Here is a 25,274-nt window from a genome sequence, read left to right as displayed (position 1 = left end):
AGACTGTCGGGCAGGAAGTCGGGACGGGTCAGCCGCGCATCTGCGCGAGGCGCAGGCCGGTGAACTGCCAGCGCTGGTGCGGGTAGAAGAAGTTGCGGTAGGGCACGCGCGCGTGGCCGTCCGGCGTCGCGACGGAGGAGCCGCGCAGCACGAACTGGTTCGACATGAACTTGCCGTTGTACTCGCCGAGCGCCCCGGCCACCGGGCGATAGCCCGGATAGGCCGTGTAGGCGCTGCGGGTCCATTGCCAGACGAGGCCGAAGGCATCGCCGAGCGCCCCGTCGCGGGCGGCGACCTCCCAATCCTGCTCGGTCGGCAGGTCGCGCCCGGCCCAGCGCGCGTAGGCGTCGGCCTCGTAATAGCTGATATGGGTGACGGGCAGGGCCGGGTCGACCGGCCGGATCCCGGCGAGCGTCATGCTCACCCAGCCGCCCCGGTCGTCGCGGCGCCAGTAGCCCGGCGCCTCCCAGCCCTCGGCCTGCGCGGCGAGCCAGCCATCCGAGAGCCAGAGCTCCGGCCGGGCATAGCCCCCGTCCTCCAGGAAGGCGAGCCACTCCGCGTTCGTCACCAGCGCCCGGTCGAGGCCGACGGGCAGGATCAGCACGTCGTGGCGCGGCGATTCGTTGTCGAAGGCGAAGCCCTCGCCCGCATGCCCGATCCGGGTGATGCCGCCGGGCAGCTCCACGGTGCCGGCCTGCGCCTCGGGCCGGGGAAAGCGCCAATCCGGATCGTAGGCCGGACCGAGCGGGTTCTGCGCGAAGGCGTGCAGGATGTCGGTGAGAAGGAGTTCCTGGTGCTGCTGCTCGTGGTAGAGCCCGATCTCCAGGATCGGCAGCACGGCCTCCAGGGTAGCGGGCGTCGCCTCGGCGAGCAGCGTCTCCACGGCGCGGTCCACGTGGGCCCGGTAGGCCGCGACCTCGGAAGCATCCGGCCGCGTGATCAGCCCCCGCATGATGCGGGGCTGGCGCGGGCCGGCGGCCACGTAATACGAGTTGAACAGGTAATGCAGGCGCTCGTCGTAGATGGCGTAGCCCGGCGCGTGCGCGCGCAGCAGGAACTGCTCGAAGAACCAGGTGGTGTGGGCCCGGTGCCACTTCGTCGGGCTCGCATCCGCCATGGACTGGATCTGCTGATCCTCGGGCGAGAGGGGCGCGGCCCGCCGCTCAGTCTCGTCGCGCACCTGCCGGAAGGCGGCGATCCAGGCCTGCCGGTCGGCGGGCTTCTGCGAGACGGCCGGCGGCGGAAAGGCCGCTTGCGTCCGGTACGCACTCATCCCGCGCATTGCCGCCGTCGCTGCCATGACGATCGTCCCGTGTTGCCCGCGCGACGGAGAAACCCGTCCCACGAAGAGGCGTGGCCGAGGGAAATATGTGCTCACGCACAATCGGCAACGCTTGAGGCCGCCGCACCGTTCGTCGCAGCCGCCCGGCTTGTGCCGTCGCGCACCACCGCCCGATCGAGACGGCGCCTGGCACGGCGCGGCCATTTTACGGACTCAGTGAGATGGCCTTAACCCTCGCGCCCGACACTGTATTCCTCGTACGGTGCCGGGGCGCGTGTCGGATGCGGATCGATCTCATGGCCGGGGCCAGCCTGTCCGCCGCCGCCCTCCGGGCGGCGCCGGAACCCACCATCCTGGTCTTCGATTCCGGCCTCGGCGGGCTCACCGTGCTGGAGCAGGTGCGCCGCGCCCGGCCGGATGCCCGCTACGTCTACGCGGCCGATGACGCCGCCTTCCCGTATGGCCGGCTCTCCGAGGCGACCCTCGTGGCCCGGGTGCTCGCCGTGATGGAGCGGCTGATCGCGCGCCACCGACCCGACCTCGTGGTGATCGCCTGCAACACGGCCTCGACCCTCGTGCTGCCGGTGCTGCGCCAGACCTTCCCGACGCCCTTCGTGGGCGTGGTTCCGCCGATCAAGCCCGCCGCCGAGACCACGCGCTCGCGCCTCGTCTCCCTGCTCGCCACCCCCGGCACGGTGGCGCGCGCCTACACGCACGACCTGATCCGGACCTATGCGGGAGCCTGCCGGGTGACCCTGGTCGGCTCGCCGAACCTCGCCAACTACGCCGAGGCCGAGCTTGCGGGCGCCGCTGTCGACGACGCGGCCCTGATGGCCGAGATCGCCCCCTGCTTCGTCGCGGAAGCCGACGGACGGCGCACCGACGTGGTCTGCCTCGCCTGCACGCATTACCCGCTGCTGCTTCCCCGCTTCGAGCGCCTGGCGCCCTGGCCGGTGACCTGGATCGACCCGGCCCCCGCCATCGCGCGCCGGGTGACGCAGCTCCTCGGACCCGGCGACCGCGCGCGGCGCGGCGAGGCCCCGGTCCTCGGCGCCTTCACGGGGGGCTGGGGCTTGAGCGGCCCCTTGCGCGCCTCGCTCGCGGGCCGGGGTCTCGCCGAGGTCAGCGTCGAGGCCATGCCGCTCGCCCTGCAATAGGGCCGGCCTGTCGCGGCGCGGGCGCGAAGGCGCTAAGGATTGACCATTCCGCCCGGCTGCACTAAGGACGCCGGGTTCGCGGGGCTCCGATGAGGGGCCCCGTGGCTTTTTCACACGCACCCGTGAGCGGGCTCGGTCCCGCTCTGTCGTTCCGGCGGCGTCACGCCATCGGGAAGAGGAGGGCGCGTTCCTCCCTAGACTCGGATACCGAGAGGACACGCGATGTCGAAGCGGATTCAGGCCAAGCACAAGCTCGACCGCCGCATGGGCCAGAACATCTGGGGCCGCCCGAAGAGCCCCGTGAACCGCCGTGAATACGGCCCCGGCCAGCACGGCCAGCGCCGCAAGGGCAAGATGAGCGACTTCGGCACGCAGCTGCGCGCCAAGCAGAAGCTCAAGGGCTATTACGGCAACATCACCGAGAAGCAGTTCCGCCGTTACTACGCCGAGGCGATCCGCCTGCGCGGCGATTCCGGCGAGAACCTGATCGGCCTGCTCGAGCGCCGCCTCGACGCCGTGGTGTATCGTGCGAAGTTCGTGGCGACCCCGTTCGCGGCGCGCCAGTTCGTCAACCACGGCCACATCAAGGTCAACGGCCGCCGCGTGAACATCCCGAGCTACCTCGTGAAGCCCGGCGACGTGATCGAGGTGAAGGAAGCCTCCCGCCAGCTCGAGATCGTCGTGGTGGCGAGCCAGCTCGCCGAGCGCGACGTGCCCGACTACATCGAGGTCGACCACCAGAAGATGTCCGCCCGCGTCACCCGCGTGCCGGGCCTCGGCGAGGTGCCGTACGCGGTGCAGATGGAGCCGAACCTCGTGATCGAGTTCTACTCGCGCTGATCCCGGTCAATCCGGACCATCCGGAAAGGGCCGCCCGAGAGGGCGGCCCTTTCCGCGTTCGGGGGCCCTAATCCTCGGCCGTGCGGGCAACGGCCGCCACGGCGCGGATCGCCTCCAGCGTCAGGATCCGGCCCGGAGCCCCCGCGACTTGCAGGCGCGTCGCGCCCCGCGCCAGCATCTCCGAGAGCGCGTCGCGCAACGGCGCCTCGCCCGCGATTTCGGCGGCCTCCGGAGCGTCGCCGGGCTCTGCGGCCTCCGCGACCTTGGTGAGGGCGAGGCGGCGCAGGGCCCGGTCCCGGCCCACGAAGGCGGCCACGAAGGCGTCGGCCGGCCGGGCCAGGATCGCGGCGGGCGCATCCGCCTGGATCAGGCGCCCGGCCCGCATCAGCACCACGCGGTCGCCCATCAGCACGGCCTCGTCGATGTCGTGGGTGACGATGATCACGGTCTTCGACAGGCGCTGCAGGATCGCGCCGATCTCCGCCTGAAGCCGTCCGCGCGCCACGGGATCGACCGCCCCGAAGGGCTCGTCCATCAGCAGCACGGGCGGATCGGCCGCGAGGGCCCGGGCGACGCCGACGCGCTGGCGCTGGCCGCCGGACAGCGCCTCGGGGCGGCGATCGCGGTAGGTTTCGGGATCGAGGCCGACGAGGTCCAGGAGGGCATCGACGCGCTCCGCGATGCGGCGGCGCTTCCAGCCGAGGAGTTCCGGCACCGTCGCGACGTTCTGGGCGACGCTGCGATGGGGGAACAGCCCAATGCCCTGGAGCACGTAGCCGATGCCGCGCCGGAGGGCGATCGGATTGGTCTCCATCACGTCGGTGCCCCCGATGGTGATGCGGCCGGAATCCGGCTCCACCAGCCGGTTGACCATGCGCAGGGTCGTCGACTTGCCGCAGCCGGACGGGCCGATCAGCACGCAGGTGGTGCCCTCGGGAATGGTGAGGTCGAGCCGGTCCACCGCCGGGTCGGCGGCGCCGGGGAAGCGCTTCGAGACGCCCTCGAACCGGATCACGGCCGGCCGCCATCATGGGCGGGGCGAATCGGCCCGGGCGCCACGCTCAGCAGCCCTTGCTCAGCATCCCTTGCAGATCGAGCCCATGGTGGTGCGCATCTTCGAGTCCCAGGCCTTGTCGCGGTCGGCCGCAGCTCTCTGGGCCTTCACCATCTCGGCCTGGGCCGCCGGCGCCATCGGGGCTCCGCCGCCCGGCGGCTTGGTGACGCCGGTCGCGGTGACGTTGCGCGGGGGGGCTCCGCTGCGGCCGGGCGCCTGGGCGAGGGCAGGCGCGGCGCAGAGGGTCGTGAGGAGTGCTGTTGCGGCCAGGATGCGGCGCATGGACTGAGATCCCCGGGAGAAGGCGCCGCGACCTGCCGCGGCGCGGGGGCCGGGGCAGGCCGTCACCGGCTGCAGGCCGCGCGGTAGCGCGCGGAGTGGCGGAAATTATGGCGTGCCGGGTGTCGACAAAGCGTTTCGCCGCGCGCGAAGAGTGCCGGTACAGGAGATGGCCTTGCCGAGACCAGCACCGGGGGCGCCCCCGTCGAACCGCCGCGAGGCCGTTGCCGCGTCCCTGCGCCGCCTCGCCCCGCGCCTCCCGGATTTCGAGGCGGAGGCGGCCCTCGACCGGGCGCTCGCGAGCCCCGGCCTCGCCCGCGCCGCGCCCGACAACGCCGCGCGGCTCGCGCTGATCGCGTATGCCCGCCATGTCTTCACCGAGTACGACGACCTCCTGGCCGACGGCTACGATCGCGACAGCGCCCGCCACTTCGTCCTCGACACCCTCAATGACGTCCTCACGGCGTGGGGGGCTCCGCCGATTCCGGAGGATTCGGCGATAGCGGAACAGGGGGGTGGGGATCCCGAACCATGAGGGGACCCTGGGACGTTGACCGGGCGTGATCGAACCGTCACGCCGGCATGGTGTTAGGGTGAGGCGGCCGCGACCGGCCGGCAGACAGGAGCGAGACGGCCATGAAGATCAGCGCGCGCAACGTCATCAAGGGCACCATCGTGGCGATCGAGAAGGGCGCGACCACCGCCCACGTGAAGATCGAGATCGCCCCCGGCCAGGTCGTCACCGCCGCGATCACCAACGATTCCGTCGATGCTCTCAAGCTCGCCACCGGCGCGCAGGCCTACGCGGTCGTCAAGGCCTCCGACGTGATGGTGGCGGTGGATTGAGGCGGATGCGCCGGTTCGTCCTCGGTCTCGCCCTCGTCCTCGTGGGGGCGGGCGCCCAGGCAGAGCCCGCGCGGGAGGCAGAGCCCGCCCGGCAGGCTCAGGCCTCGCCGCCGCCCACCGGAGCCCCGGCGGCGCCCGTCCCCGCCGCCTGCACGGATTTCGCGTGGCCGCTGATGCGGGAGGAGACCTGGTTCGCCGCGCCCGGCCTCGCGCGGGTCGCCTCGGGCGACACCCTGCGGCCGGAGATGCCCGGGGCCGTGCTGACGCTGAAGCCCGAGGCCGAGGTCGCCTTCCCGGTGGCGCCCTCCAGGGTGCCCCCGCCCGGGAGCTACGGCGGCGTGCTGCGCTTCCCGGCTCCGATCCGGCCCGGGATCCATCAGGTCACCCTCTCGGACGAGGCCTGGATCGACGTGAGCCAGGACGGGCAGACCACCCGGCCGCCGGTGGACCACACCGTCAACCGCGACTGCCCGACCCTGCGCAAGAGCCTGCGCTACCAGTTCGGCACCGCCCCGGTGATCATCGAGATCAGCGGCGCGAAGCGGGACACGATCAAGATCGCGGTCGCCCCCGTCGAGTAGGGGCCCGGGCCATCGGGGCTCCGGCGCCCCACCCATCGACGCCTCGCCCGTCGTTGCTCCCCGGGGGGCTTGCCGGGTAGGGTGCCGGCCATCCCCGGCAGCGGAACGCGACTGAGCGCCATGAACGTCCTCGGCATCGAGACCACCTGCGACGAGACCGCCACCGCCATCGTCGCCCCCGGCGAGGACGGCCGCGGCCTGATCCGCGCGAACGAGGTGCTGAGCCAGATCGCCGAGCACGCGGCCTATGGGGGCGTGGTGCCGGAGATCGCCGCCCGCGCCCATGTGGAGGTGCTCGACCGGCTGATCGCCCGCGCCCTCGACACCGCCGGGATGAGGCTCGCGGATCTCGACGGCATCGCGGTGGCGGCCGGGCCCGGACTGATCGGCGGCGTGCTGATCGGCCTCGTCACGGCCAAGACCCTTTCCCTCGTCGCCCGCAAGCCGCTGGTCGCGGTCAACCACCTGGAGGCGCACGCGCTCACGGCGCGCCTCACCGACGGCCTGTCCTTCCCCTACCTGCTCCTGCTGGCCTCGGGCGGCCACACCCAGCTCGTCGCCGTCAAGGGCGTCGGCGAGTATGTCCGGCTCGGCACCACCATCGACGACGCCATCGGGGAGGCCTTCGACAAGGTCGCCAAGCTCCTCGGCCTCGGCTATCCGGGCGGGCCCGAGGTCGAGCGCATGGCCGAGGCGGGCGATCCCGAGCGCTTCGCCCTGCCGCGCCCGATGCTCGGCCGGCGCGAGGCGAACTTCTCCCTCTCGGGCCTCAAGACCGCTCTGCGCATCGAGGCCGAGCGGATCGCGCCGCTCGCCGAGCGCGACGTCGCCGATCTCTGCGCCAGCTTCCAGGCCGCGGTGGTGGACGTGGTGGTGGACCGCCTGCGCGTGGCCCTGCGCGCCTTCGGGCCCGTGGCCGGGCACCCGACCGCCCTGGTGGCGGCCGGCGGCGTATCGGCCAACGGCGCCATCCGGCGGGCGCTGGCGGCTCAGGCCGGCCAGGCCGGGCTCGCCTTCGTGGCGCCCCCGCTCGCCCTCTGCGGCGACAACGGCGCCATGATCGCCTGGGCCGGGCTGGAGCGCCTGCGCCTCGGCCTCGTCGACGACCTGACGGCGCCCGCCCGCGCCCGCTGGCCCTTCGCGGAGGCCCCCGCCGCGTGAGGCGCCCCGGGCACCTCGTCCTGCCGCGGGTCAATTTCCTGGAGGCGGTCCGCACCCTGGCGGCGCCGGGGCCCGTGCCGCCCGGACTCGGCCCGGACCGCGTCGCCGCGCTCCAGGCCCGCTGGCGCGACCTCGTCGACCGGCGCCTGCCCGACGCCGCGCGGGGGCGCGCCGGCTGGCCGGTGCGCCTCGACCATTGCTTCGCCCGCATCCTCCTGGACAATGCCTGCGGCGGTCCCTGGCGCGAGAGCGTCGCGGCCCCGGCCTGGGCGAACATGCCGCCCGCCCGCCTCGCCGCCGCGATCGAACTCGGCGAGGCGGTGCTGGCGGGCCGGGCCGATCTCGACCTTCTCAACCGCCGCTCCCTGCAATGGCGCGGCAAGGCCCGGGTGCCGGCCGCCCCCGACGCATTGCGGGAGGGTTCGCTCCATCTGCGCCGCTGGCGCCGCGGCGACGACGCTCCCTTCGCGGCCCTCAATGCCGACCCGGCCGTGATGCGCTACTTCCCCGACATCAAGAGCCGCAGCGAGAGCCTGTGGGAGGCCCGCGCCCTCGATCGCCGCTTCCAGGCCGACGGGTTCGGCCCCTGGGCCCTCAGCGATGCGGCGCAGCCCGGGGCCGGCGAGGGTGATGGCTCCGGCCCCGCGGAGGCGTTCCTCGGCTTCGTCGGCGCCATGCGGCTGATGCGGCCGATGCCCTTCGCGGGCGGCGAGCGGCCCGGCGCCCTGGTGGAGGTCGGCTGGCGCCTGGCGCAGGCCGGCTGGGGCCGGGGCCTCGCCACCCGGGCGGCCCGGCTCGCGCTCCGCGACCTCTTCGCCCGCTGCGAAATCGCCGCCGTGGTGGCCTTCACGGCCGCAGGGAACGGGCCCTCGCGGCGGGTGATGGAGCGGCTCGGCATGACCCGCGACCCGGCCGAGGATTTCGACCACCCCGCGCTCGCGGCCGACGACCCGCTGCGGCGGCACGTGCTGTATCGTCTGACCGGGGCGGATTTCGCGGCACGGGACGGAGCGGCAGCATGAGCACCAGCGAGACGGCAGGCGCGAGCGGCGCGGTCGCGGTCGTCGGCGGCGGCGCCTGGGGCACGGCCCTCGCCAACGCCGCCGCCGCCGCGGGCCGGCCCGTCACCCTCTGGCTGCGCGACCCCGAGGCCGCCGCCCGCCTGGAGCGGACCCGCGAGAACGCCCGCTACCTGCCGGGCGTGCCGCTCCATCCGGCCATCCGGGCGACCGCGGACGGCGCGGCCCTGCGGCCGGCCGATTCCGTGCTCCTCGTCACCCCGGCCCAGACCCTGCGGAGCGTGCTGGTGCAGCTCGGGCCCGAATTCAGGCCGGGGGCGCCCGTCATCCTCTGCGCCAAGGGGATCGAGCGGGGGAGCGATGCCTTCATGAGCGCGGTGGCGGCCGAGAGCCTGCCCGCGTCCACGCCGGTGGCGGTCCTGTCCGGTCCGAGCTTCGCGGCGGACGTCGCCCGCAACCTGCCCACCGCCGTCACTCTCGCGGCCGCGGATGCGGGCCTCGCCGCGCGCCTCGCCCGGATGCTCTCCGGCCCGAGCCTGCGGCTCTACCACACCGACGACGTGCGCGGCGTCGAGATCGGCGGCGCGGGCAAGAACGTGCTGGCCATCGCGTCGGGCATCGTCGCGGGGCGGGGGCTCGGCGAGAGCGCCCGCGCCGCCCTCATCGCCCGCGCCTTCGCGGAGCTGATGCGCTTTGCCCGCTCCTATGGCGGGCAGCCCGAGACCCTGATGGGCCTGTCGGGCCTGGGCGACCTCGTGCTCACGGCCTCCTCGCCGCAATCGCGCAACTTCGCCTTCGGCCAGCGCCTCGGCGAGGGCGCCACCCCGGAGGCGGCCTCCGGCGGCAAGCTCGCGGAGGGCGCCTTCACGGCCGCCGCCCTGGTGGACCTCGCCCGCGCCCGCGCGGTCGAGATGCCGGTGGCGGAGGCGGTCGCGGCGATCGTCTCGGGCGAGGCCAGCGTCGAGGCCGTGGTGGCGGGCCTCCTGGCGCGGCCCCTCAAGGCGGAGGTCGGGTAGCCGGCGGGCGGGATGACGCCGCGGACGCCATGGGAGCGGCGCGCAAACTCGGCTAAACGGGCTCCCGCATCCGCGAAGGGGTCCCCGCATGGCGTACTGGCTCTACAAGTCCGAACCTGCGACCTGGTCCTGGGACCAGCAGGTCGCGGCGGGGGCGGCCGGCACCCACTGGAACGGCGTGCGCAACCATCTCGCCAAGAAGCACCTGATGGCGATGGAGGTCGGCGAGCGGGGCTTCTTCTACCACTCGAACGAGGGCAAGGCGGTGGTCGGCATCGTCGAGGTGATCCGGCCCTATTACCCCGACCATACCGACGAGACCGGCCGCTTCGGCATGGTGGACCTGCGCGCCGTGGAGCCGCTGGCGCGCCCCGTCACCCTCGACGCCATCAAGGCGGATTCGGTGCTGGCCGACATGGTGCTCGTCAACAATTCACGCCTCTCGGTCCAGCCCGTGACGGAGGCCGAATGGGTCCGGATCCGGGCACTCGGTGGGTTGGCCTGACCATGCGCGCCTGAACAGGCAAGCCCGTACACGTAAGCGTGAGCGGGTGCCCCCTTTCGCGGAACCGGATGCGGGTGTCTCTGGCGACGCTTGCGCATCCTCACTCCGGAGATGGCCCATGACCCTGCGCGACCCCCTCCTTAAGCCCGTCCCGATCGCGGATCTGCGCCCGACGCAGATGACGGTCGGCTACCGCGAGGTCGAGGAGAAGCGCCGGCGCTGGCGCGAGCACGATGCCGACAAGAAGGCGGCCTTCCTGGGCGCGCACATGATCCCGACGTTGCTCGGGCCGAAGAAGCGCCACTACGTCATCGACCATCACCATCTCGCCCGGGCCCTGCAGATGGAGGGCGTCGAGAACGTGCTGGTCACGGTGGTGGCCGACCTGCACAAGCTCGACAAGGACGCCTTCTGGACGGTCTGCGACCACAAGGCCTGGGCCCATCCCTACGACGCCGAGGGCGTGCGCGTTGGCTTCGGGGACATCCCGAAGGCGATCGCCGACCTCGCCGACGATCCCTACCGGAGCCTGGCGGGGGAATTGCGCCGCGCGGGCGGCTTTGCCAAGGACACGACGCCCTTCAGCGAGTTCCTGTGGGCCGACTTCCTGCGCCGCAACGTCAAGGCGAAGCGGATCGAGTCCGATTTCTCGCAGGCCCTCGAGACGGCGATGAGCCACGCCAAGTCCCCTGACGCCGCCTACCTGCCAGGATGGTGCGGGCCCGCCGAATGACGCTCCGCGCGGGCCCTGAACGCCGGTCCCGATCGCGTAGCCATCGGGACCAGCGTTCAGCCCTTGATGCGATGCGCGCTCCGACGCCGGACCGGTATCCGCTTCGGCGAGAGAGCGCCCTCGCTCAGATGCCCCAGTACGGGGTGGCGTTGTAGTAGCGGTGGACATGCTCCTCCCAGTCCCGGTCCTGGGACGGGTCCGTGCCCTCGGGCGAGCGGGGCGGCGCGTCGCGCAGCTGCGCTTCCGTGATGTCGACCACGTAGGCGTCGAGCTCGGGCTCGAAGCGCAGCACGCTCCAGGGCAGCGTGTGGTAGCCCTCGCCGAGGCCCAGGAAGCCGCCGAAGCTCATCACCGCGTAGGCGACGCGGCCGGATTTCTTGTCGAGCATCAGCCGCTCGATGGTGCCGACGCGCTCGCCATCCGGCCGCCGCACGTCGGTGCCGATCACCCGGTCGCTGGCGATCAGGCTGCGCGGATTCGTATCGCTGGTTGCAGTCTCCATGGCGTAACTCCCGGCAAGAGGCATGACACGATGCGTGAGGCTGCCCGAAAAACGCCGCCCGCGACGGCGACGTTCCGGCGCAGCGCGCAAGGCCGTCGGTCTGCGCCCGGACCCTCGACGCCGCCCCGCCCGACCGGATAGCTTGCCCCGCATGCCGACACAGCCGCGCTTTCCTCCTTCCGCCGCCCCGCTCGCCACCGCTCTCGCCGCCCTCCTGCTCCTCGGCCTCACGGCGGCTCAGGCTCAGGACCGGGGCAGCGTGAACCCGAAGCCCCTGCCGCCGCTCGCCGACCCCGACGCGCCCACCACCCCCGCCAAGGAGCTGTTCGGGCGCGCCGCCACCCCGGCGCCGGGGCCCGCCCGCCCCTACGGCTCCTACGCCAAGGGCTGCTTCTCGGGCGGCGAGGCCCTGCCGGTCGACGGGACGACCTGGCAGGTGATGCGGCTCTCCCGCAACCGGATGTGGGGCACGCCCCAGCTCGTCGATTTCATCGAGCGCCTGGCCGCCAGGGCCCCGAAGGTGGGCTGGCCGGGCCTCCTCGTCGGTGACATGTCCCAGCCCCGCGGCGGCCCGATGCTGACCGGCCACGCCTCGCACCAGCTCGGCCTCGACGCCGACGTCTGGCTGACCCCGATGCCGGGCCGCCGCATGAGCCGGGTGGAGCGCGAGGAGACCTCGGCCACCGACATGGTGCGGGGCGACCGCCTCGACATCGACCCGCGGGTCTGGACCCCCGAGCACCTGCGGCTCATCCGTCTCACCGCCCAGCAGCCCGAGGTGGCGCGCATCTTCGTCAACGCGGCGATCAAGAAGGCGCTCTGCCGCGAGGCCGGGAGCGAGCGCGGCTGGCTCACCAAGGTGCGCCCGATGTACGGGCACAATTACCACTACCATATCCGCCTCGCCTGCCCGGACGGGGCGGGCGATTGCGGCGACCAGGCGCCCCCGCCTCCCGGCGACGGCTGCGGCGAGGCGCTGGATTACTGGTTCAGCGACGCGGTGCTGCACCCCAAGCCCCCGAAGGTGAAGCCGAAGCCCAAACCCCCGATGACCATGGCGGCGCTTCCGGCCGCCTGCCGCGCGGTGCTCAAGGCCCGCTGAGGCCGCCGGTCCGGCCCCGATCACCCTCAGGACCGCGTCAGGACCCCGATGCGCTGGCGGGCCGGCTGGCCGAGCCAGAGCAGGATCGCCCCGAGCCCGAGCCCCAGCAGGGCGGCCGGGGCCAGGGTGAGGGGCAGCACCAAGAGCTGCCAGAGCCAGGGCGCCGCCCCCTCGACGGTGCCCTGCAGGGCGCTCGCCTTGTCCTTGAACAGGGTGAAGATCAGGTCGCTCAGGGAGGTCACCCGCAGGCCGTTATTCGCGATCGAGCGGGCGCCGTCATACACGAGGGCGACGAAGCCGCCGGCGAGGAGAAGAAGGCCGAGGCAGCGGCACAGGAAGCGGAACATCGCGTGTCTTCGATCTCGGGCCCGGGCGCGGTGCCCCCGCGGGGATGCAACCGGTGGAGTAGGGGGCGGGCGCCCCCGGCGCAAGCGACCTCGGGCCCGATTGCCCCGCATGGCTCCCCATGCCAGAGGGAGCCCCGCGCCAGGCTGAGGAGCGGACCCGTTGCGAAGAGCTGATCTGACGGATGCGGGCGCGGCCCGGCCGGCCCCGCGGGCCCCCGGGCCCGGCCAGGGCGAGGCCCCGGCCCTCGTCATCTTCGATTGCGACGGGGTGCTCATCGACAGCGAGCCGATCAGCCTCGCCCGGCTCACCGCCGGCCTCAACCGGATCGGCGTCGACATCGACGTCGAGACGGTGCGGGCGCGCTTCGCCGGCACCGCGATGACCTCGATCATGGGCCACGTCGCGGCGGATTACGGGATCTGCGTGCCGGACGGCTTCGTCGAGGCCGTGAAGGCCGACACCCTGCGGGCCTTCGACCGGGAGCTCCGCGCCATGAGGGGCGTCGCCGAGGCGGTGGCGGCGCTCACGCTGCCGGCCTGCGTCGCCTCCAGCAGCGACCCCGTGCGACTGCGCCACTCCCTCGGCCTGACCGGGCTGCTGCCGCTGTTCGAGGGCCGGGTCTTCTCCTCGGCCGAGGTTGCCCGCGGCAAGCCCTTCCCGGACCTGTTCCTCCACGCGGCGGCCCGGATGGGCGCCGCCCCGGAGGGATGCCTCGTCATCGAGGACAGCGTGCCGGGCGTCACCGCGGCGCGGGCGGCGGGCATGAACGTCGTGGGCTTCACCGGCGGCGGCCATTGGGGCCATGACCGGGCCGGGGCCGACCTCGCGGCGGCGGGCGCGTCCCGGATCTTCCGCGACTATGCCGATCTCGCGGATATCCTGCGCGGCGCCTGAGGGCGGAGAAAGCGCCTGCGCGGGCAGCCGATGGGGCAGGCTTCATCCCACGGCCGAGCTTGCATTTGAAAGAATTCTCCGTTGACGAAAAGAGGTTACGTCACCATCCTTAAGACGTCGAGTGATGCAGCTCTGCATCGCCCGCCGCGGTGATTTGAAATGTGTAGCTTGCGCCGCGTCACCAAACGCTAAAGCACCGCGAAGCGCTCGCGCCTCGTGGTCCTTCGTGGAAAGGATGACTTGCCGTGACTGTTTCCCGTATTCTCCCCAGACTCCTTGATCCACGCGCTCGGCCGTCCCGATCGCGCGGATGCTGTCGATGCTCACGCTCCGGCCTCGGCCGATGACCGCGCGCCATTCGATCGCAGGGCCGGCGCAATCCCGGCCGCAGGAGTCCCGTGTTCCATGTCCCAAGTGCTTGCTGTTGCCCAATCCTTCGCAGATGCCCAATCCTTCGCGGATGCCCAATCCTTCGCGGATGCCAGATCTTTCGCGGATGCCAGATCTTTCGCGGATGCCAAGACCGGCATCCTGACCGAGTCCCTCGCCAACCCCTTCAGCGACCATCGCGAGGCGCGCGCGCAGAACCGCCTCCATCCGGAACGGGCGCCGGAGCCGGCCCCGACGGCGCGGGTCATCGAGGTCGGGGAGGTCACGGCCGGCATCGTCGTGCCGGAGCCCGGCGGGGTGCGATTCTTCTCCTCGTCGCGGGACTTCGATCCCCTCGACGGGGCGATCTTCCGCAGCGTCGAGCAGGCCGCCAAGGCGGCCCGCGAGCGCTTCCGCCAGCGCACCCGGCCCGCGCCGCGGCGCGGGCTGAGCGCGCCCCGCCTCGTCGCCGTCTGATCCCGGGCCGCGCTTCCTACTTGCACTCCTCGCGGGTGCGCTTCATCGCCTCCCCGAACCCGGCCAGCGCGTACTCGTCGCTGGTCGGGCTTCCGCGCATCGAGGTGGTCTTCACGCTGAGCTTCGGGTTGCGTCCGCTCATCTCGGCAACGACGCGGCCTTCCTCGGCCGGGTTCTGCAGCCAGGCATTGCCGTCCTTGACGACGAGGCCGTAGCGGGTGCTGCCGATGGTGAGGGTCGGGTCGGTGGAGGCGGGGCCGGCCCCGGGCTTGGTCTGGCTCGCCGCGGGCCTCGAGGGGAAGCCCAGCATCACCGCCACCTCGTTCTGCACGTTCTCGCCCTTGCGCACGGTGACGAACAGGTAGGCGGTGTCCCGCTTCAGACTGTTGGGCGAGCGCGTCGTCGGCTGGGCGATGGCGTAGCAGAGGCGGGTCCGGCCCTGGCCGCTCGCGAACACGTTCCAGTCGCCGAAGATCGCGACCGGCGTCGCCTGCTGCATGCCGGGCGGCGTCACCGCGGCCTTGGGGCTCGCCTTGGCCCGGCCGCGCCCGCGCCGCCGGCCTTGCGGCGGCTCCTCGACGGCCTCCTGCGCGAGCGCCGGGACCGGTGAGAGCGCGAGCCCGGCCGCGCCCGCCCCCGCCGCGAGCCCGGTCAGGACCGGGGCCGGAGCCGGGAGGGCGGCGAGCAGGAGCGCTGCGAGGCGCAGGGCGCGAACCGTCGGCAGATCGGATTTCGTGTGAGACATCGGCAGGTCCTGAGGGCATCGGTCCCGGGATGAGCGGGCGCGACGGGAGGCACACCGGCCGCCGGGAAATGCGGCTCTGTCCGAGCGCAACCGGGCGCGGGCGCGCCGGACGCAGAACTCAGGGTGCAACTTGTGAAGCTTGAGCGCGGCTTCGGCAAGGGGCGCCGCTTCGACAAGGGGCCCGGGCAAGGGGCGTGGGCAAGCGGCGTGGGCAAGAGGCGCAGGCAAGAGGCGCGGCTTCGCGTCGGCCGGGAGCCCGGCGGCGAAAGACAGGAGCCGCCCGCCCGAAGGGACGCCGGAAGGGGCCTGCGCCTCAGGCGGCCTCGGTGCCGGCCTGCATCGGCGCCGGCACGGGCGCAGGGGTGACGGGCAGGCGCGCTCGGCAGGCCGCGATGACCGCCGACACCGCGAAGGTCCGCTTGCGCGGCGGCGGGTCGTTGTAGGGGGTGTTGTAGCACTTGCGCACGGAGGTCCAGAACGCCTCCCGCTGCGCCTCGCTCAAGGTGCTGAGCGCCGCGTCGATCTCGGCGATGGCCGCGGCCGCAAGGGCCGGTGCCTCCTCCGGCGTGATCCAACTTTCCACGGGCATGCGACGATCTCCGAAACGCTCGGGGCGCTTCCTAGCAAGGATCACCTAGCTGGACCGTGAACGCACGCCCAATCGGGCGTGCGTCCTGCTGCTTTTTCAGGCCGTCTCACGGCCAAGCTGGGCAATCCAGCGTTCGGCCTGGCTCCGGACGTTGGCGGGGGCGGTGCCGCCGTAGCTCGTCCGGCTGTTCACGGAGTTCTCGACGCCGAGCACGGCGTAGACGGCCTCGGTGATGCGCGGCTCCGCCTCCTGCATCTCGGCGAGCGAGAGCGCTTCCAGCCCGACGCCCCGGGCGGAGGCCGCGCCGACGAGGCGGCCGGTGACGTGGTGGGCGTCGCGGAAGGGCAGGCCGAGCTCGCGCACCAGCCAATCGGCGAGGTCGGTGGCCGTGGCGTAGCCGGAGCCCGCGGCCCGGGCCAGCACCTCGGGGACGGGCGCGAGGTCGCGCACCATGCCGGTCATCGCCGCGAGGCAGAGCGAGAGGGCCTGGAGCGCGTCGAAGGTGCCCTCCTTGTCCTCCTGCATGTCCTTCGAATAGGCGAGCGGCAGGCCCTTCATTACGATGAGGAGACCCGTCAGCGCGCCGATCACCCGGCCCGCCTTCGCCCGCACCAGCTCGGCCGCATCGGGATTGCGCTTCTGCGGCATGATCGACGAGCCGGTGGTGAAGCCGTCCGACAGCTTCACGAAGCCGAACTGCGCCGAGGTCCAGACCACCAGCTCCTCGGCGAAGCGCGACAGGTGGACGGCGCAGATCGAGGCGGCCGAGAGGGATTCGAGGGCAAAGTCCCGGTCGGCCACGGAATCGAGGGAATTGGCGGTCGGCCGGTCGAAGCCGAGCGCCGCGGCGGTGGCGTGCCGGTCGATCGGGAAGGAGGTGCCGGCGAGCGCGGCGGCGCCGAGGGGGCACTCGTTGAGGCGCGCGCGGGCATCGCGGAACCGGCCCCGGTCGCGCCCGAGCATCTCCACATAGGCGAGGCAATGGTGGCCGAAGGTGACGGGCTGGGCCGATTGCAGATGGGTGAAGCCCGGCATCACGGTGTCGGCATGCTGGCGCGCCTTGTCGGCCAGCGCCCGCTGCAATTCGGCGGCCTGCGCGTCGAGGCTGTCGAGGGTGTCGCGCACCCACAATTTCATGTCGGTCGCGACCTGGTCGTTGCGCGAGCGGGCGGTGTGCAGGCGCCCGGCCGCCGGGCCGACGATCTCGCGCAGCCGGCTCTCCACACTCATGTGGATGTCCTCGAGCTCCCGCTTGAATTCGAACTGACCGGCCTCGATTTCCGCCTGGACCGCCTTGAGCCCGTCGCGAATCGCGCTCACATCCTCCGGCGGCAGGATCCCGGCGGCGCCCAGCATCGCGACATGCGCCAGCGAGCCGCGGATGTCCTGGGGTGCCAAGCGCTTGTCGAATCCGATGGAGGCGTTGATCTCCTCCATGATCTCGGCGGGGCCGCTCGCGAAGCGCCCGCCCCACATCCGGTTGCTCATGATGCTTCAAACCCTCTCGCCGCCTCACGCCCCGGAGACGCAACGCTGATGCCCGGCCGCCTGACTTCCTTCGTCATCGGGGCCGCGCTGGTCGCGGCGCTCGGCGCCGGGCTTGCCCTATACGGGACGGGCTCCATCGGGGGCAACGGGGGCGCGGCGCCGGCGCCCTGCGCGAGCAGCGAGGCCGCGCTCCGGCGGCTCGCGCCGCTTGCCCGCGGCGAGGTCGCGGCGATGCAGGTCCTCGACGCGCCCAAGCCCGCGCCGGCGCTCGCCTTCAAGGGGGCGGACGGCGCCGAGGTGAGCCTCGCCAGCCTCAAGGGGCGGGTGCTCCTCGTCAACCTGTGGGCGACCTGGTGCGCCCCCTGCAAGGCCGAGATGCCGGCCCTCGACCGGCTCCAGGGCGAACTGGGCGGCGCGGATTTCGCGGTCGTCGCCATCAATGTCGACACCCGCAACCTCGACAGGCCCGCGGCCTGGCTGAAGGAGAACGGCATCGCGCGGCTCGCCTTCTACGCCGACCCGGGCGGGCGGGTGCTGCCGGCAATCCAGCGCGACACCGGCTCGACCGGCCTGCCGACGACGCTCCTGATCGACGTCCAGGGTTGCGAGGTCGGGGTCATGAAGGGCCCGGCCGAGTGGTCGAGCCAGGATGCCAAGCGGTTGATCCGGGGGGCGCTCGGGCCGTCATCCTGAGCGGGCAGGGTTGAATCCGCCTCCAAAGACGGGCACGCGACCCGCATGACCCGGCCGCGCCCGCTCTCCGCCATCCGCACGGCGCTCACCAGCGAAGCCGGCGGCGGCCTCGTCCTGATGGCGGCCGCGCTCCTCGCCCTCGTGGTGGCGAACTCGACCTTCGCGGCCGCCTACGACCGCGCCCTCCATCTCGAACTCGGGCCGCTCAGCCTGCTGCACTGGATCAATGACGGCCTGATGGCCGTGTTCTTCCTGCTCGTCGGTTTGGAGATCAAGCGCGAGGCCCTGGACGGGCAGTTGCGCACCTGGCCCGACCGGGCCCTGCCCGGACTCGCGGCGCTGGGCGGCATGGTGGTGCCGGCCCTCGTCTACGTCGCCCTGAACTGGGGCGGGACCACGCTGCGCGGTTGGGCGATTCCCGCCGCCACCGACATCGCCTTCGCGCTCGGCGTGCTGGCGCTCCTCGGCCGCCGGGCGCCGGTCTCCCTCAAGATCTTCCTCAGCGCGGTCGCGATCGTGGACGATCTCGGCGCGGTCGTCATCATCGCGCTGTTCTATTCGGGTGGCCTCGACCCCGCGATGCTCGCCCTCGCGGCCGGGACCCTCGGGCTCCTCGTCCTGCTGAACCGCTCCGGCGTCATGGCGCTCAGCCCCTACCTGCTGCTCGGCCTCGTGCTCTGGGTCCTCGTGCTGCGCTCCGGCATCCACGCCACCGTGGCGGGCGTGCTCCTGGCGCTGACCATCCCGATCCGCCCGAGCCCGGCCCGGACCGAGGACCCGACCTCGCCGCTCCACCGGCTCGAACACGCCCTCACCCCTTGGGTGACCTACGCCATCGTGCCGGTCTTCGGTTTCGCCAACGCGGGCGTGAGCCTCCTCGGCCTCTCCCCCGCGGCGCTCCTCGACCCGGTCACCCTCGGGGTGGCCCTCGGGCTCTTCCTCGGCAAGCAGGTCGGCATCTTCGCGAGCGTACGGCTCGCCGTCCTGGCGGGGCTCGCCAAGCGGCCGGCCCATGCGAGCTGGAGCCAGGTCTACGGGGTGGCGGTGCTCTGCGGCATCGGTTTCACCATGAGCCTGTTCATCGGCGGCCTCGCCTTCAAGGACGGCCTGCTCGAGACCGAGACGAAGCTCGGCGTCCTCGTCGGCTCCCTCCTGTCGGGCTGCGTCGGCGCCGCCATCCTGGCCCTGGCGACCGGCCGCGAGCGCCGGAAACGGGCGGCGGCGGGGGGCCGTTAGCGGCGGCGCGGGCGTTGCGAGGTCCGGTCGCGCCCTGTAACCCGGCTCCTCCACCGGACGGGCGCCGCCGCAGGGAGACCCGATGCGCTACTATCTCGGCCTCGCGACGACCTTCCACGACCCGGCGCTCGCCCTGGTCGGCCCGGATGGCGCGGTGATCTTCGCCGAGGCCGCCGAGCGCTTCCTGCAATACAAGCGCGCGCCGAACTGCGAGCCCGACGCCGCGACCCGAATGGTCGGCATCCTGGAGCGCCACGTGCCCCGGGGCTCCGAGATCGTCATCGCGTCGACCTGGGGCGCGCAATTCACCGAGTTCCTGCAGGGCCAGGAGCGCGGCGGCGCCTTCACGATCGAGGCCCTGCGCCGGCACGGCACGGCGCTCAACCGCTCCTTCGTGCCCGAGCGCGCCGAGCGCATCTTCATCGCCGAGCTGAACCTCGCGCAGATGCGGGCCGGCTACGGCACGCTCCTGGCGCTGGATCAGGAGACCCGCGGCGCCGGCGGCGCGCCCCGGGCCGAGGTGGCGGCGCAGCGCCGCTACCCGCATCACCTCACCCACGCGGCCTACGGGCTCTGGGGCAGCCCGTTCTCCGAGGCCACGGCGCTGATCGTCGACGGGATGGGGGAGACCGGGGCGGCCGCGATCTACCGGATGCGCGACAACCGGATCGAGGAGGTGCGCCGCCATCGCGGGCGCGGCTCGGTGGGCTTCCTCTACGGCCTGATCACGGACCTCGCGGGCTTCGACCAGATCAAGGGCGAGGAATGGAAGATCATGGGGCTCGCGCCCTACGGCCGGACCGATCCGGAGCTGATGGGCCTGCTGCGCCGCCTGTTCTCGGGCGAGGGCGGGCGCCTGCGATTTGCCGACGACGCCACCGTCCAGGCGGTCGCGGCCGAGATCCTGGCGCGCCGGCCCGCGGACGCGCAGGAGGTCGGCTGGGCCGACCTCGCCCGCTGCGGCCAGGACCTGTTCGGCGAGATGATGGACATCCTGGTGGCCGAGGCCGGGCGGCTCGCCCCCCACGAGAACCTCGTGATCTCGGGGGGCTGCGGCCTCAATTCCTCCTATAACGGCCGGGTCCTCGGCCGCTCGGGATTTGTCCATCTCCACGTCCCCTCGGCGCCGGGCGACGACGGCAACGCCATCGGGGCCGCCTGGCTCGCCTACGCGGAGGACCACCCGGACTGGCGCGGACCGGCGCCGGAATCCCGCCCGCTCTCCCCGTATCTCGGCTCGCGGATCTCCACCGAGCCCTTCGCCCGCATGGCCGCCTGGGAGCCCCGGGCCCGGCATCTCGGCCAGGACGGGGTGACCCGGGAGGCCGCCCGGATCCTCGCCGAGGGCGGTCTCGTCGGCTGGGTCCAGGGGCGAGCGGAGTTCGGCCCTCGGGCGCTCGGCAACCGCTCGATCCTGGCCGATCCGCGCCCGCCTCACGCGAAGGACGCCCTCAACGCAAAGGTGAAGTACCGCGAGGCCTTCCGGCCCTTCGCACCCTCGATCCTGGCCGAGGCCGGGCCGGACTGGTTCGAGGATTACGCCGACAGCCCCTACATGGAGCGGACCCTGGTCTGGCGCGAGGCGGTGCGGGCGCGGGTGCCGGCGGTGGTCCACGCGGACGGGACCGGGCGCCTCCAGAGCGTGACGCCCGCGCGCAACCCGGCCTACGCGGCCCTGATCGGCGCCTTCCGGGACATCACCGGGGTGCCGATCCTGCTCAACACGAGCTTCAACGTGATGGGCAAGCCGATCCTCCACACGGCGGAGGACGCGATCCTGATGTTCTACACCACGGGGCTCGACGCCCTCGTGGTCGAGGATTGGCTCTTGGTGAAGTGAGCGCGGGCGGGCTCCGCGCCGGGGCGGGGCTGATCAGACCAGCGCGTCGAGATTGCCGATCACCGCGTCCGGCGGGAGTTCCGCGTACTCGTCGGGCAGGCCGGTCCGGTTGAGCCAGGCGGTGGCGAAGCCGTAGGACGCGGCCCCCGCCACGTCCCAGCGGTTCGAGGAGCAGAACAGCACGTCGGCGCGCGCGAGCTCGAGATGGTCGAGCACGATGGCGTAGGCGGCCGGCGCCGTCTTGAAGACCCGCGCCGCGTCGACCGAGAGCACCGCGTCGAGGTGGTCGCCGAGCCCCGCCGAGGCCACCGCCCGCGCCAGCATCTCCGCGTTGCCGTTCGACAGGATCGCGGTCCGCAGGCCGGAGGCCCTCAGGCGCCGCAGGGTTTCGGGTACCTCCGGATAGGCCGCGAGGTCGCGATAGGCGTCGAGGAGCCTGTCGCGCAACGCCCGGTCGACCCGAGGATGGCGCGCGAGCGCGTAATCCAGCGCCTCCTCGGTCATCGACCAGAAGCTGCGGTAGCGCCCCATCAGGCTGGTGATCCAGCTGTATTCGAGCTGCTTGTTGCGCCAGATTTCGGAGAGGCGGGGCGCGTCCGGCCCGACCGCGTCGGCGTGCCTCTGCACGGCCGCGTGGACGTCGAACAGGGTGCCGTAGGCGTCGAAGACGACGGCCGCCTTGCCGGCGGTGAGGGGGGACGCGTCCATGGGGCCTCCGGGGTCTCGGGAGCCTGGATCTGGTGCGCGGCGGCCTCGCGGCGAGGCTCGGATGCGCCCCGGACGCGACAGGTTCTCCAGAATTTCAGGCGCGGCGCAGGCGCAATCCGAAGAGGTGGAGCGTCGCGAGGAGCAGGAGCCCGTAGATCGCCGCACCGGCCGCGCCGAGGAGGCTCAGCACCGCGATCTCGCGCAGATGCGGCAGGGCCGGCACCACCCGCTCGGCGAGCGGCAGGCCGAGGATCGCGACCGCGGCGAGCCCCGTGCAGGCGATGACGACGCCGAGTCCGGTGATGAGCAGGCCGCGCCCCGGCGCGGTCCAGCCCCGCCGCCACGCGAGCCCGACGAGGAGGATCAGGTTCACCCACTGGCTCACCGCGGTGGCGAGTGCGAGGCCGGTGACGCCGTAAGGGCCCGTCAGCACCAGTTTCAGCCCGACATTGACCGCGATGGCGCTGAGCGAGGCGTAGAGCGGCGTCGCGGTGTCCTGCCGGGCGTAGAAGCTCGCGACCGCGCTGCGCACCAGCACCACGGCCGGCAAGGCGAGGCCGTAGGCGGCGAGCACCGAGGCGGCGCGGGCGGCATCCTCGGCGCTGAAGGCGCCGCGCTGGAACAGGGCCGCCATGATCAGCCCCGGCAGGGTCAGGAACGCCACCGTGAAGGGGGCCGAGAGCGCCAGCGAGAACCCGGCGGCCCGGTTCTGGGCCGCGTGCGCCCCCGCGACGTCGCCGGCCGCGATGCGCCGGCTCATCTCGGGCAGCAGCACCGTGCCGGCCGCGATGGCGATGACCCCGAAGGGGAGCTGGTAGAGCCGGTCGGCGTAGTAGAGGGCCGAGACGGCGCCGGTCGGCAGCAGGCTCGCGATGATGGTGTCGGCGAAGGTCGCGATCTGGAAGCCGGCCGCGCCGATCACGGCGGGGCCCAGCACCTTGAAGAAGCGGGTCATGGCGGGGTCGCGCAGCCTCGGGGCGGCGAGCCCGGGCATCACCCCGGCCCGGCGGCAGCCCCACCAGAGCAGGCCGAATTGCAGCAGCCCCGCGAGGGCGACGCCCCAGGCGGCGGCGTAGCCGGCATTGGGGAACAGGGCGTTGAGCGCCAGCGCTCCCAGCATGGCGAGGTTGAGGAGCACGGGCGCCCCGGCCGCCACCGCGAAGCGCCGGTGCGCGTTCAGGATCCCGGAGAGCAACGTCACCAGGGTCATGAACAGCAGGTACGGGGCGGTGATCCGGGTCAGCGAGACCGCGAGGGCAAAGCGCTCCGGATCCTCCGAGAAGCCCGGCGCCAGGCCCCGCACCACCCAGGGCATCGCCGGCAGCGCGATTGCCAGCAGCACGATCTGGGTCGCCAGCATCAGGCTGAAGATGCGGTCGGCAAAGACCCGCGCGGCGCCGTCCGCTCCGACCTCCGCGAGGCCCGCATAGGCCGGCACGAAGGCGGTGTTGAAGGCGCCCTCGCCGAAGATCGCCCGGAAATGGTTCGGCAGCCGGAACGCCACCACGAAGGCGTCGGCGATCGGCCCGGCCCCCATCACGGCCGCCATGACCACGTCGCGGGCAAAACCCGTGGCGCGCGAGACCAGGGTCCAGCCGCCGACGGAGAGGATGGAGCGGATCATCGGGCGGGCGCGGGACCGGTGCGGGGCGCAGGGCGGCGGGCCGGCCGAGGTCCCGGCAGCGGGCTTTGGGCTGAGACGGAGATGGCGCGGGCCCCAGGTGATGCCGGGTCTGCCCGGCGCGGCGCATCAAGACCCGGTTTTTCGCGCGGCCTCAAGGGGCGATCGCGGCGCCGCGGGCTGAATCGCCCGCGGCGCTGCTCCGTGGAAAACCCCTACTTCGAGGCCTCGGCGTACATCGCCTCCACGTGCTCCCAGTTCACCAGGTTCTCGATAAAGGCCTTCAGGTAGTCGGGGCGGCGGTTGCGGTAATCGATGTAGTAGGAGTGCTCCCAGACATCGACGCCGAGGATCGGCTTGGCGCCGTGCACCAGCGGGTTCTCGCCGTTCGGGGTCTTCAGGATGGCGAGCTTGCCGTCCTTGACGGCGAGCCAGGCCCAGCCCGAGCCGAACTGGCCGATGCCGGCCTGGATGAAGTCGGCCTTGAACTTCTCGGCCCCGCCGAGGTCCTCGTCGATCTTCTTGGCGAGCGCGCCGGGAATCGCGCCGCCGCCATTCGGCTTCATCCACTGCCAGAAATGGATGTGGTTGTAGTGCTGGCCGGCGTTGTTGAAGAGCGCCTGATTAGTGTTGTAGCTCGCCTTGACGATCTCCTCCACGCTCTTGCCCTGGAGATCCGTGCCCTCGAGCAGCTTGTTGCCCGTGTCGACATAGGCCTTGTGATGCTTGTCGTGGTGGAACTCGAGGGTCTCCTTGGACATGTAGGGCCCGAGCGCGTCGTAGGCGTAGGGGAGTTCCGGCAGGGTGAAGGTCATCGGCATCTCTCCGGGATTGCGGCGGCTTCGGGTGAAGGCACGTCGGGTGAAGATGGGTTCGAGATTCTTGCCGGCGGCCACGCGAGACGCGTGCCGTCCATGAGGCAACGGCCGCTTAGGTAAGTCGGTGCCCGCGCCTCGGCAACGCCGGGGGCCGCATCGGCCTGTGTGAAAGCGCGCCCCGCCGGAGTCGGGCCGGGCGCCGCGCGCTTGACCCTGCGCGGCCCGTGCGCGACATCGGCCGTGGACGACGGGATTTCTGGCCGATTCCCGAGCCGGGATCGGTTTTGCAAAACCCCTCCAAGGCCTTACTGTCCGGGGCCCGGACCCTCCGGCCGTTGCTCAGAGAGTTGCATGATCCTCGCGCTGTTCGCGCTCGCCGCCGTCATGATCATCGGCGGCATCGCCTCCGTGATTCAGGGCTTTCCCTTCGTGCGCCTCGAGAGCGGTCTCGCGATGGTGATCGCGGGTGCCACCGTCGCGGCGGCCGGCGCGGTGATCCTCGCACTCGGCATCGTGGCGAGCGGATTGCGGCGGGTCGAGCGGGCGCTGGCTGGGCGCCGCGAGCCCGAGGCGGCCCGGCCGCCGGCCCGGGATCTCGGCAGCCCGAATGCCGGCGCCGCCCCCGTCTTCCCGCCGCGGGTCGATCCGGTTCTGCCGCAGGGCCCCGCCACCGGCCGCCCCATCCTCGGCACGGTTGCGGGTCTGGCCGGGGGCGCGGCGGCCGGTGCCGCCCTGACGGCCGGACGCGCCGGCAGCGAGCCGACCTTCACGGACACGTTTTTCCCCCGCGCCGACGCCCACGCCGACTCTGCCGCCGCGCCCGCGACGGAGAGCGAGCCCACGGAATCCCACGAGGCGGCGCGCGAGCCTGAGCCGAGCCTGCCGGAACCCGCCGGGTTCATGCCCGCGCCGCCGGCCGCCACGGCTTCGGCCGCCGCGGCTTCGGCCGCCACAATCCCGGCCGCCACGGCGCTAGCCGCCACGATGCCGCCCCTGTCGTCGCAATCTCACACGGCAGAGCCCGCGGGCTCTGCCGAGCCAGATGACGGCATCGCCCCCGAGGACGACCTGTTCGCGGCCCCCGAGCCCGTGACCCCGCCCCATGATGAGCCCGCACCGGTCCTGCGCCCGGCCATGGACACCGCGCCGGACCCCGAGCCGGAGGCGGCGCCGCCCGAGCCCGAGCCGCAACCGGAGCCCAAGCTCGAGGTCGTCGGCACCTACGCGTCGGGCGGCAACACCTACGTGATGTACGCCAACGGCGCGATCGAGGCCGAGACCCCGCGGGGGCGCTTCACCTTCGCGTCCCTCGACGAGCTCAAGGCCTTCGTCGAGGCGGGCGGCGAGTCGGATACGCGCGGCGCCGCCTGA

The 25,274-nt window shown here is 72.7% G+C and carries 28 protein-coding genes; 17 read left to right on the top strand and 11 right to left on the bottom strand.

Annotation, left to right across the window (positions count from 1 at the left end; translation table 11 throughout):
* Nucleotides 1-28: 28 nt before the first annotated feature.
* On the bottom strand, nt 29-1,300 hold the full coding sequence (gene egtB, locus F6X53_RS15620; protein WP_151001128.1) for an ergothioneine biosynthesis protein EgtB: 1,272 nt from the start codon (nt 1,298-1,300) through the stop codon (nt 29-31).
* Between the two features lie 263 nt (nt 1,301-1,563).
* On the opposite strand from egtB, the gene murI reads away from it, so the two are divergent.
* Both murI and rpsD read left to right on the top strand, forming a co-directional pair.
* A complete protein-coding gene (gene murI, locus F6X53_RS15615; protein WP_151001127.1) occupies nt 1,564-2,439 on the top strand; it encodes a glutamate racemase in 876 nt (291 codons plus the stop codon).
* 222 nt (nt 2,440-2,661) lie between these two features.
* Nucleotides 2,662-3,279 (top strand): 30S ribosomal protein S4, encoded by a 618-nt coding sequence (gene rpsD / locus F6X53_RS15610; RefSeq protein WP_151001126.1) that lies wholly within the window; start codon nt 2,662-2,664, stop codon nt 3,277-3,279.
* 67 nt (nt 3,280-3,346) lie between these two features.
* Here rpsD and F6X53_RS15605 read toward each other — a convergent pair whose 3' ends face one another.
* Both F6X53_RS15605 and F6X53_RS15600 read right to left on the bottom strand, forming a co-directional pair.
* Entirely contained in the window at nt 3,347-4,294 is a 948-nt protein-coding gene (locus tag F6X53_RS15605) for an ABC transporter ATP-binding protein (protein ID WP_151001125.1), read from the bottom strand.
* A gap of 60 nt (nt 4,295-4,354) precedes the next feature.
* Complete coding sequence (locus F6X53_RS15600; protein WP_151001124.1) at nt 4,355-4,615, bottom strand: hypothetical protein; 261 nt, start codon at nt 4,613-4,615, stop codon at nt 4,355-4,357.
* Nucleotides 4,616-4,787: 172 nt separating this feature from the next.
* Between F6X53_RS15600 and F6X53_RS15595 the strand changes: the two genes are divergently transcribed.
* From F6X53_RS15595 to F6X53_RS15560, 8 genes are all read left to right on the top strand, one after another.
* Nucleotides 4,788-5,147 carry a DUF2293 domain-containing protein gene (locus F6X53_RS15595; RefSeq protein WP_425324694.1) on the top strand — a complete coding sequence of 120 codons (360 nt, stop codon included), beginning with the start codon at nt 4,788-4,790 and terminating at the stop codon, nt 5,145-5,147.
* A 101-nt stretch (nt 5,148-5,248) separates the two neighbouring features.
* Nucleotides 5,249-5,458, top strand: a complete 210-nt coding sequence (locus tag F6X53_RS15590) for a TOBE domain-containing protein (protein WP_151001122.1) — start codon at nt 5,249-5,251, stop codon at nt 5,456-5,458.
* Nucleotides 5,459-5,463: 5 nt separating this feature from the next.
* Nucleotides 5,464-6,039, top strand: a complete 576-nt coding sequence (locus tag F6X53_RS15585) for a hypothetical protein (protein WP_151001121.1) — start codon at nt 5,464-5,466, stop codon at nt 6,037-6,039.
* A 120-nt stretch (nt 6,040-6,159) separates the two neighbouring features.
* Nucleotides 6,160-7,200 (top strand): tRNA (adenosine(37)-N6)-threonylcarbamoyltransferase complex transferase subunit TsaD, encoded by a 1,041-nt coding sequence (gene tsaD, locus F6X53_RS15580; RefSeq protein WP_151001120.1) that lies wholly within the window; start codon nt 6,160-6,162, stop codon nt 7,198-7,200.
* A 74-nt stretch (nt 7,201-7,274) separates the two neighbouring features.
* On the top strand, nt 7,275-8,222 hold the full coding sequence (locus F6X53_RS15575; RefSeq protein ID WP_151001199.1) for a GNAT family N-acetyltransferase: 948 nt from the start codon (nt 7,275-7,277) through the stop codon (nt 8,220-8,222).
* Complete coding sequence (locus tag F6X53_RS15570; protein WP_151001119.1) at nt 8,219-9,235, top strand: NAD(P)H-dependent glycerol-3-phosphate dehydrogenase; 1,017 nt, start codon at nt 8,219-8,221, stop codon at nt 9,233-9,235. Before F6X53_RS15575 ends, F6X53_RS15570 begins: the two co-directional genes overlap by 4 nt.
* Before the next feature lie 88 nt (nt 9,236-9,323).
* A complete protein-coding gene (locus tag F6X53_RS15565) occupies nt 9,324-9,740 on the top strand; it encodes an EVE domain-containing protein (RefSeq protein ID WP_151001118.1) in 417 nt (138 codons plus the stop codon).
* Between the two features lie 118 nt (nt 9,741-9,858).
* Nucleotides 9,859-10,473 (top strand): ParB-like protein, encoded by a 615-nt coding sequence (locus F6X53_RS15560; protein WP_151001117.1) that lies wholly within the window; start codon nt 9,859-9,861, stop codon nt 10,471-10,473.
* A 124-nt stretch (nt 10,474-10,597) separates the two neighbouring features.
* Here the strand turns inward: F6X53_RS15560 and F6X53_RS15555 are convergent, their stop codons facing one another.
* Nucleotides 10,598-10,975: a PRC-barrel domain-containing protein gene (locus tag F6X53_RS15555; protein ID WP_151001116.1), complete on the bottom strand. Its 378-nt coding sequence runs from the start codon at nt 10,973-10,975 to the stop codon at nt 10,598-10,600.
* Between the two features lie 151 nt (nt 10,976-11,126).
* Here F6X53_RS15555 and mepA point away from each other — a divergent pair, with 151 nt between their 5' ends.
* On the top strand, nt 11,127-12,077 hold the full coding sequence (gene mepA, locus F6X53_RS15550) for a penicillin-insensitive murein endopeptidase (protein WP_151001115.1): 951 nt from the start codon (nt 11,127-11,129) through the stop codon (nt 12,075-12,077).
* A gap of 26 nt (nt 12,078-12,103) precedes the next feature.
* Here mepA and F6X53_RS15545 read toward each other — a convergent pair whose 3' ends face one another.
* The gene (locus tag F6X53_RS15545) at nt 12,104-12,424 is read right to left on the bottom strand and encodes a PetM family of cytochrome b6f complex subunit 7 (RefSeq protein ID WP_151001114.1); all 321 of its coding nucleotides are present in this window, start codon (nt 12,422-12,424) and stop codon (nt 12,104-12,106) included.
* A 250-nt stretch (nt 12,425-12,674) separates the two neighbouring features.
* Here F6X53_RS15545 and F6X53_RS15540 point away from each other — a divergent pair, with 250 nt between their 5' ends.
* Complete coding sequence (locus F6X53_RS15540; RefSeq protein WP_244965582.1) at nt 12,675-13,319, top strand: HAD family hydrolase; 645 nt, start codon at nt 12,675-12,677, stop codon at nt 13,317-13,319.
* 531 nt (nt 13,320-13,850) lie between these two features.
* Nucleotides 13,851-14,165, top strand: coding sequence for a hypothetical protein (locus F6X53_RS15535; RefSeq protein ID WP_151001197.1), 315 nt, complete (start codon nt 13,851-13,853; stop codon nt 14,163-14,165).
* Nucleotides 14,166-14,181: 16 nt separating this feature from the next.
* Here F6X53_RS15535 and F6X53_RS15530 read toward each other — a convergent pair whose 3' ends face one another.
* The 3 genes from F6X53_RS15530 to argH all read right to left on the bottom strand — a co-directional run bounded on the left by F6X53_RS15530 (nt 14,182) and on the right by argH (nt 16,987).
* Nucleotides 14,182-14,910 (bottom strand): invasion associated locus b family protein, encoded by a 729-nt coding sequence (locus tag F6X53_RS15530; protein ID WP_151001113.1) that lies wholly within the window; start codon nt 14,908-14,910, stop codon nt 14,182-14,184.
* A 313-nt stretch (nt 14,911-15,223) separates the two neighbouring features.
* The gene (locus F6X53_RS15525; protein WP_151001112.1) at nt 15,224-15,499 is read right to left on the bottom strand and encodes a hypothetical protein; all 276 of its coding nucleotides are present in this window, start codon (nt 15,497-15,499) and stop codon (nt 15,224-15,226) included.
* 96 nt (nt 15,500-15,595) lie between these two features.
* Nucleotides 15,596-16,987 (bottom strand): argininosuccinate lyase, encoded by a 1,392-nt coding sequence (argH, locus tag F6X53_RS15520; protein WP_151001111.1) that lies wholly within the window; start codon nt 16,985-16,987, stop codon nt 15,596-15,598.
* Between the two features lie 48 nt (nt 16,988-17,035).
* On the opposite strand from argH, the gene tlpA reads away from it, so the two are divergent.
* The 3 genes from tlpA to F6X53_RS15505 all read left to right on the top strand — a co-directional run bounded on the left by tlpA (nt 17,036) and on the right by F6X53_RS15505 (nt 20,756).
* Nucleotides 17,036-17,680, top strand: a complete 645-nt coding sequence (tlpA, locus tag F6X53_RS15515) for a thiol:disulfide interchange protein TlpA (RefSeq protein WP_151001110.1) — start codon at nt 17,036-17,038, stop codon at nt 17,678-17,680.
* 45 nt (nt 17,681-17,725) lie between these two features.
* Entirely contained in the window at nt 17,726-18,916 is a 1,191-nt protein-coding gene (gene nhaA / locus F6X53_RS15510) for a Na+/H+ antiporter NhaA (RefSeq protein WP_151001109.1), read from the top strand.
* An 82-nt stretch (nt 18,917-18,998) separates the two neighbouring features.
* Entirely contained in the window at nt 18,999-20,756 is a 1,758-nt protein-coding gene (locus F6X53_RS15505; protein ID WP_151001108.1) for a carbamoyltransferase family protein, read from the top strand.
* A gap of 33 nt (nt 20,757-20,789) precedes the next feature.
* On the opposite strand, the gene F6X53_RS15500 is transcribed toward F6X53_RS15505, so the two are convergent.
* The 3 genes from F6X53_RS15500 to F6X53_RS15490 form a co-directional block, all read right to left on the bottom strand.
* Nucleotides 20,790-21,464 (bottom strand): haloacid dehalogenase type II, encoded by a 675-nt coding sequence (locus tag F6X53_RS15500; protein WP_151001107.1) that lies wholly within the window; start codon nt 21,462-21,464, stop codon nt 20,790-20,792.
* Between the two features lie 94 nt (nt 21,465-21,558).
* On the bottom strand, nt 21,559-23,088 hold the full coding sequence (gene murJ, locus F6X53_RS15495) for a murein biosynthesis integral membrane protein MurJ (protein ID WP_151001106.1): 1,530 nt from the start codon (nt 23,086-23,088) through the stop codon (nt 21,559-21,561).
* 212 nt (nt 23,089-23,300) lie between these two features.
* Nucleotides 23,301-23,900 carry a superoxide dismutase gene (locus F6X53_RS15490; protein ID WP_151001105.1) on the bottom strand — a complete coding sequence of 200 codons (600 nt, stop codon included), beginning with the start codon at nt 23,898-23,900 and terminating at the stop codon, nt 23,301-23,303.
* A gap of 354 nt (nt 23,901-24,254) precedes the next feature.
* Between F6X53_RS15490 and F6X53_RS15485 the strand changes: the two genes are divergently transcribed.
* The gene (locus F6X53_RS15485; protein WP_151001104.1) at nt 24,255-25,274 is read left to right on the top strand and encodes a hypothetical protein; all 1,020 of its coding nucleotides are present in this window, start codon (nt 24,255-24,257) and stop codon (nt 25,272-25,274) included.

It is taken from the genome of Methylobacterium soli (assembly GCF_008806385.1).
Classification (GTDB): domain Bacteria; phylum Pseudomonadota; class Alphaproteobacteria; order Rhizobiales; family Beijerinckiaceae; genus Methylobacterium; species Methylobacterium soli.
This window is presented reverse-complemented; position numbering and strand designations above follow the sequence as displayed.

Bases quoted from the DNA above. Each gene is read 5' to 3' on its own strand.
- egtB (WP_151001128.1), bottom strand. From the start codon at position 1,300: ATGGCAGCGACGGCGGCAATGCGCGGGATGAGTGCGTACCGGACGCAA.
- murI (WP_151001127.1), top strand. From the start codon at position 1,564: ATGCGGATCGATCTCATGGCCGGGGCCAGCCTGTCCGCCGCCGCCCTC.
- rpsD (WP_151001126.1), top strand. From the start codon at position 2,662: ATGTCGAAGCGGATTCAGGCCAAGCACAAGCTCGACCGCCGCATGGGC.
- F6X53_RS15600 (WP_151001124.1), bottom strand. From the start codon at position 4,615: ATGCGCCGCATCCTGGCCGCAACAGCACTCCTCACGACCCTCTGCGCC.
- F6X53_RS15590 (WP_151001122.1), top strand. From the start codon at position 5,249: ATGAAGATCAGCGCGCGCAACGTCATCAAGGGCACCATCGTGGCGATC.
- F6X53_RS15585 (WP_151001121.1), top strand. From the start codon at position 5,464: ATGCGCCGGTTCGTCCTCGGTCTCGCCCTCGTCCTCGTGGGGGCGGGC.
- tsaD (WP_151001120.1), top strand. From the start codon at position 6,160: ATGAACGTCCTCGGCATCGAGACCACCTGCGACGAGACCGCCACCGCC.
- F6X53_RS15570 (WP_151001119.1), top strand. From the start codon at position 8,219: ATGAGCACCAGCGAGACGGCAGGCGCGAGCGGCGCGGTCGCGGTCGTC.
- F6X53_RS15565 (WP_151001118.1), top strand. From the start codon at position 9,324: ATGGCGTACTGGCTCTACAAGTCCGAACCTGCGACCTGGTCCTGGGAC.
- F6X53_RS15560 (WP_151001117.1), top strand. From the start codon at position 9,859: ATGACCCTGCGCGACCCCCTCCTTAAGCCCGTCCCGATCGCGGATCTG.
- F6X53_RS15555 (WP_151001116.1), bottom strand. From the start codon at position 10,975: ATGGAGACTGCAACCAGCGATACGAATCCGCGCAGCCTGATCGCCAGC.
- mepA (WP_151001115.1), top strand. From the start codon at position 11,127: ATGCCGACACAGCCGCGCTTTCCTCCTTCCGCCGCCCCGCTCGCCACC.
- F6X53_RS15545 (WP_151001114.1), bottom strand. From the start codon at position 12,424: ATGTTCCGCTTCCTGTGCCGCTGCCTCGGCCTTCTTCTCCTCGCCGGC.
- F6X53_RS15530 (WP_151001113.1), bottom strand. From the start codon at position 14,910: ATGTCTCACACGAAATCCGATCTGCCGACGGTTCGCGCCCTGCGCCTC.
- F6X53_RS15525 (WP_151001112.1), bottom strand. From the start codon at position 15,499: ATGCCCGTGGAAAGTTGGATCACGCCGGAGGAGGCACCGGCCCTTGCG.
- argH (WP_151001111.1), bottom strand. From the start codon at position 16,987: ATGAGCAACCGGATGTGGGGCGGGCGCTTCGCGAGCGGCCCCGCCGAG.
- tlpA (WP_151001110.1), top strand. From the start codon at position 17,036: ATGCCCGGCCGCCTGACTTCCTTCGTCATCGGGGCCGCGCTGGTCGCG.
- nhaA (WP_151001109.1), top strand. From the start codon at position 17,726: ATGACCCGGCCGCGCCCGCTCTCCGCCATCCGCACGGCGCTCACCAGC.
- F6X53_RS15505 (WP_151001108.1), top strand. From the start codon at position 18,999: ATGCGCTACTATCTCGGCCTCGCGACGACCTTCCACGACCCGGCGCTC.
- F6X53_RS15500 (WP_151001107.1), bottom strand. From the start codon at position 21,464: ATGGACGCGTCCCCCCTCACCGCCGGCAAGGCGGCCGTCGTCTTCGAC.
- murJ (WP_151001106.1), bottom strand. From the start codon at position 23,088: ATGATCCGCTCCATCCTCTCCGTCGGCGGCTGGACCCTGGTCTCGCGC.
- F6X53_RS15490 (WP_151001105.1), bottom strand. From the start codon at position 23,900: ATGACCTTCACCCTGCCGGAACTCCCCTACGCCTACGACGCGCTCGGG.
- F6X53_RS15485 (WP_151001104.1), top strand. From the start codon at position 24,255: ATGATCCTCGCGCTGTTCGCGCTCGCCGCCGTCATGATCATCGGCGGC.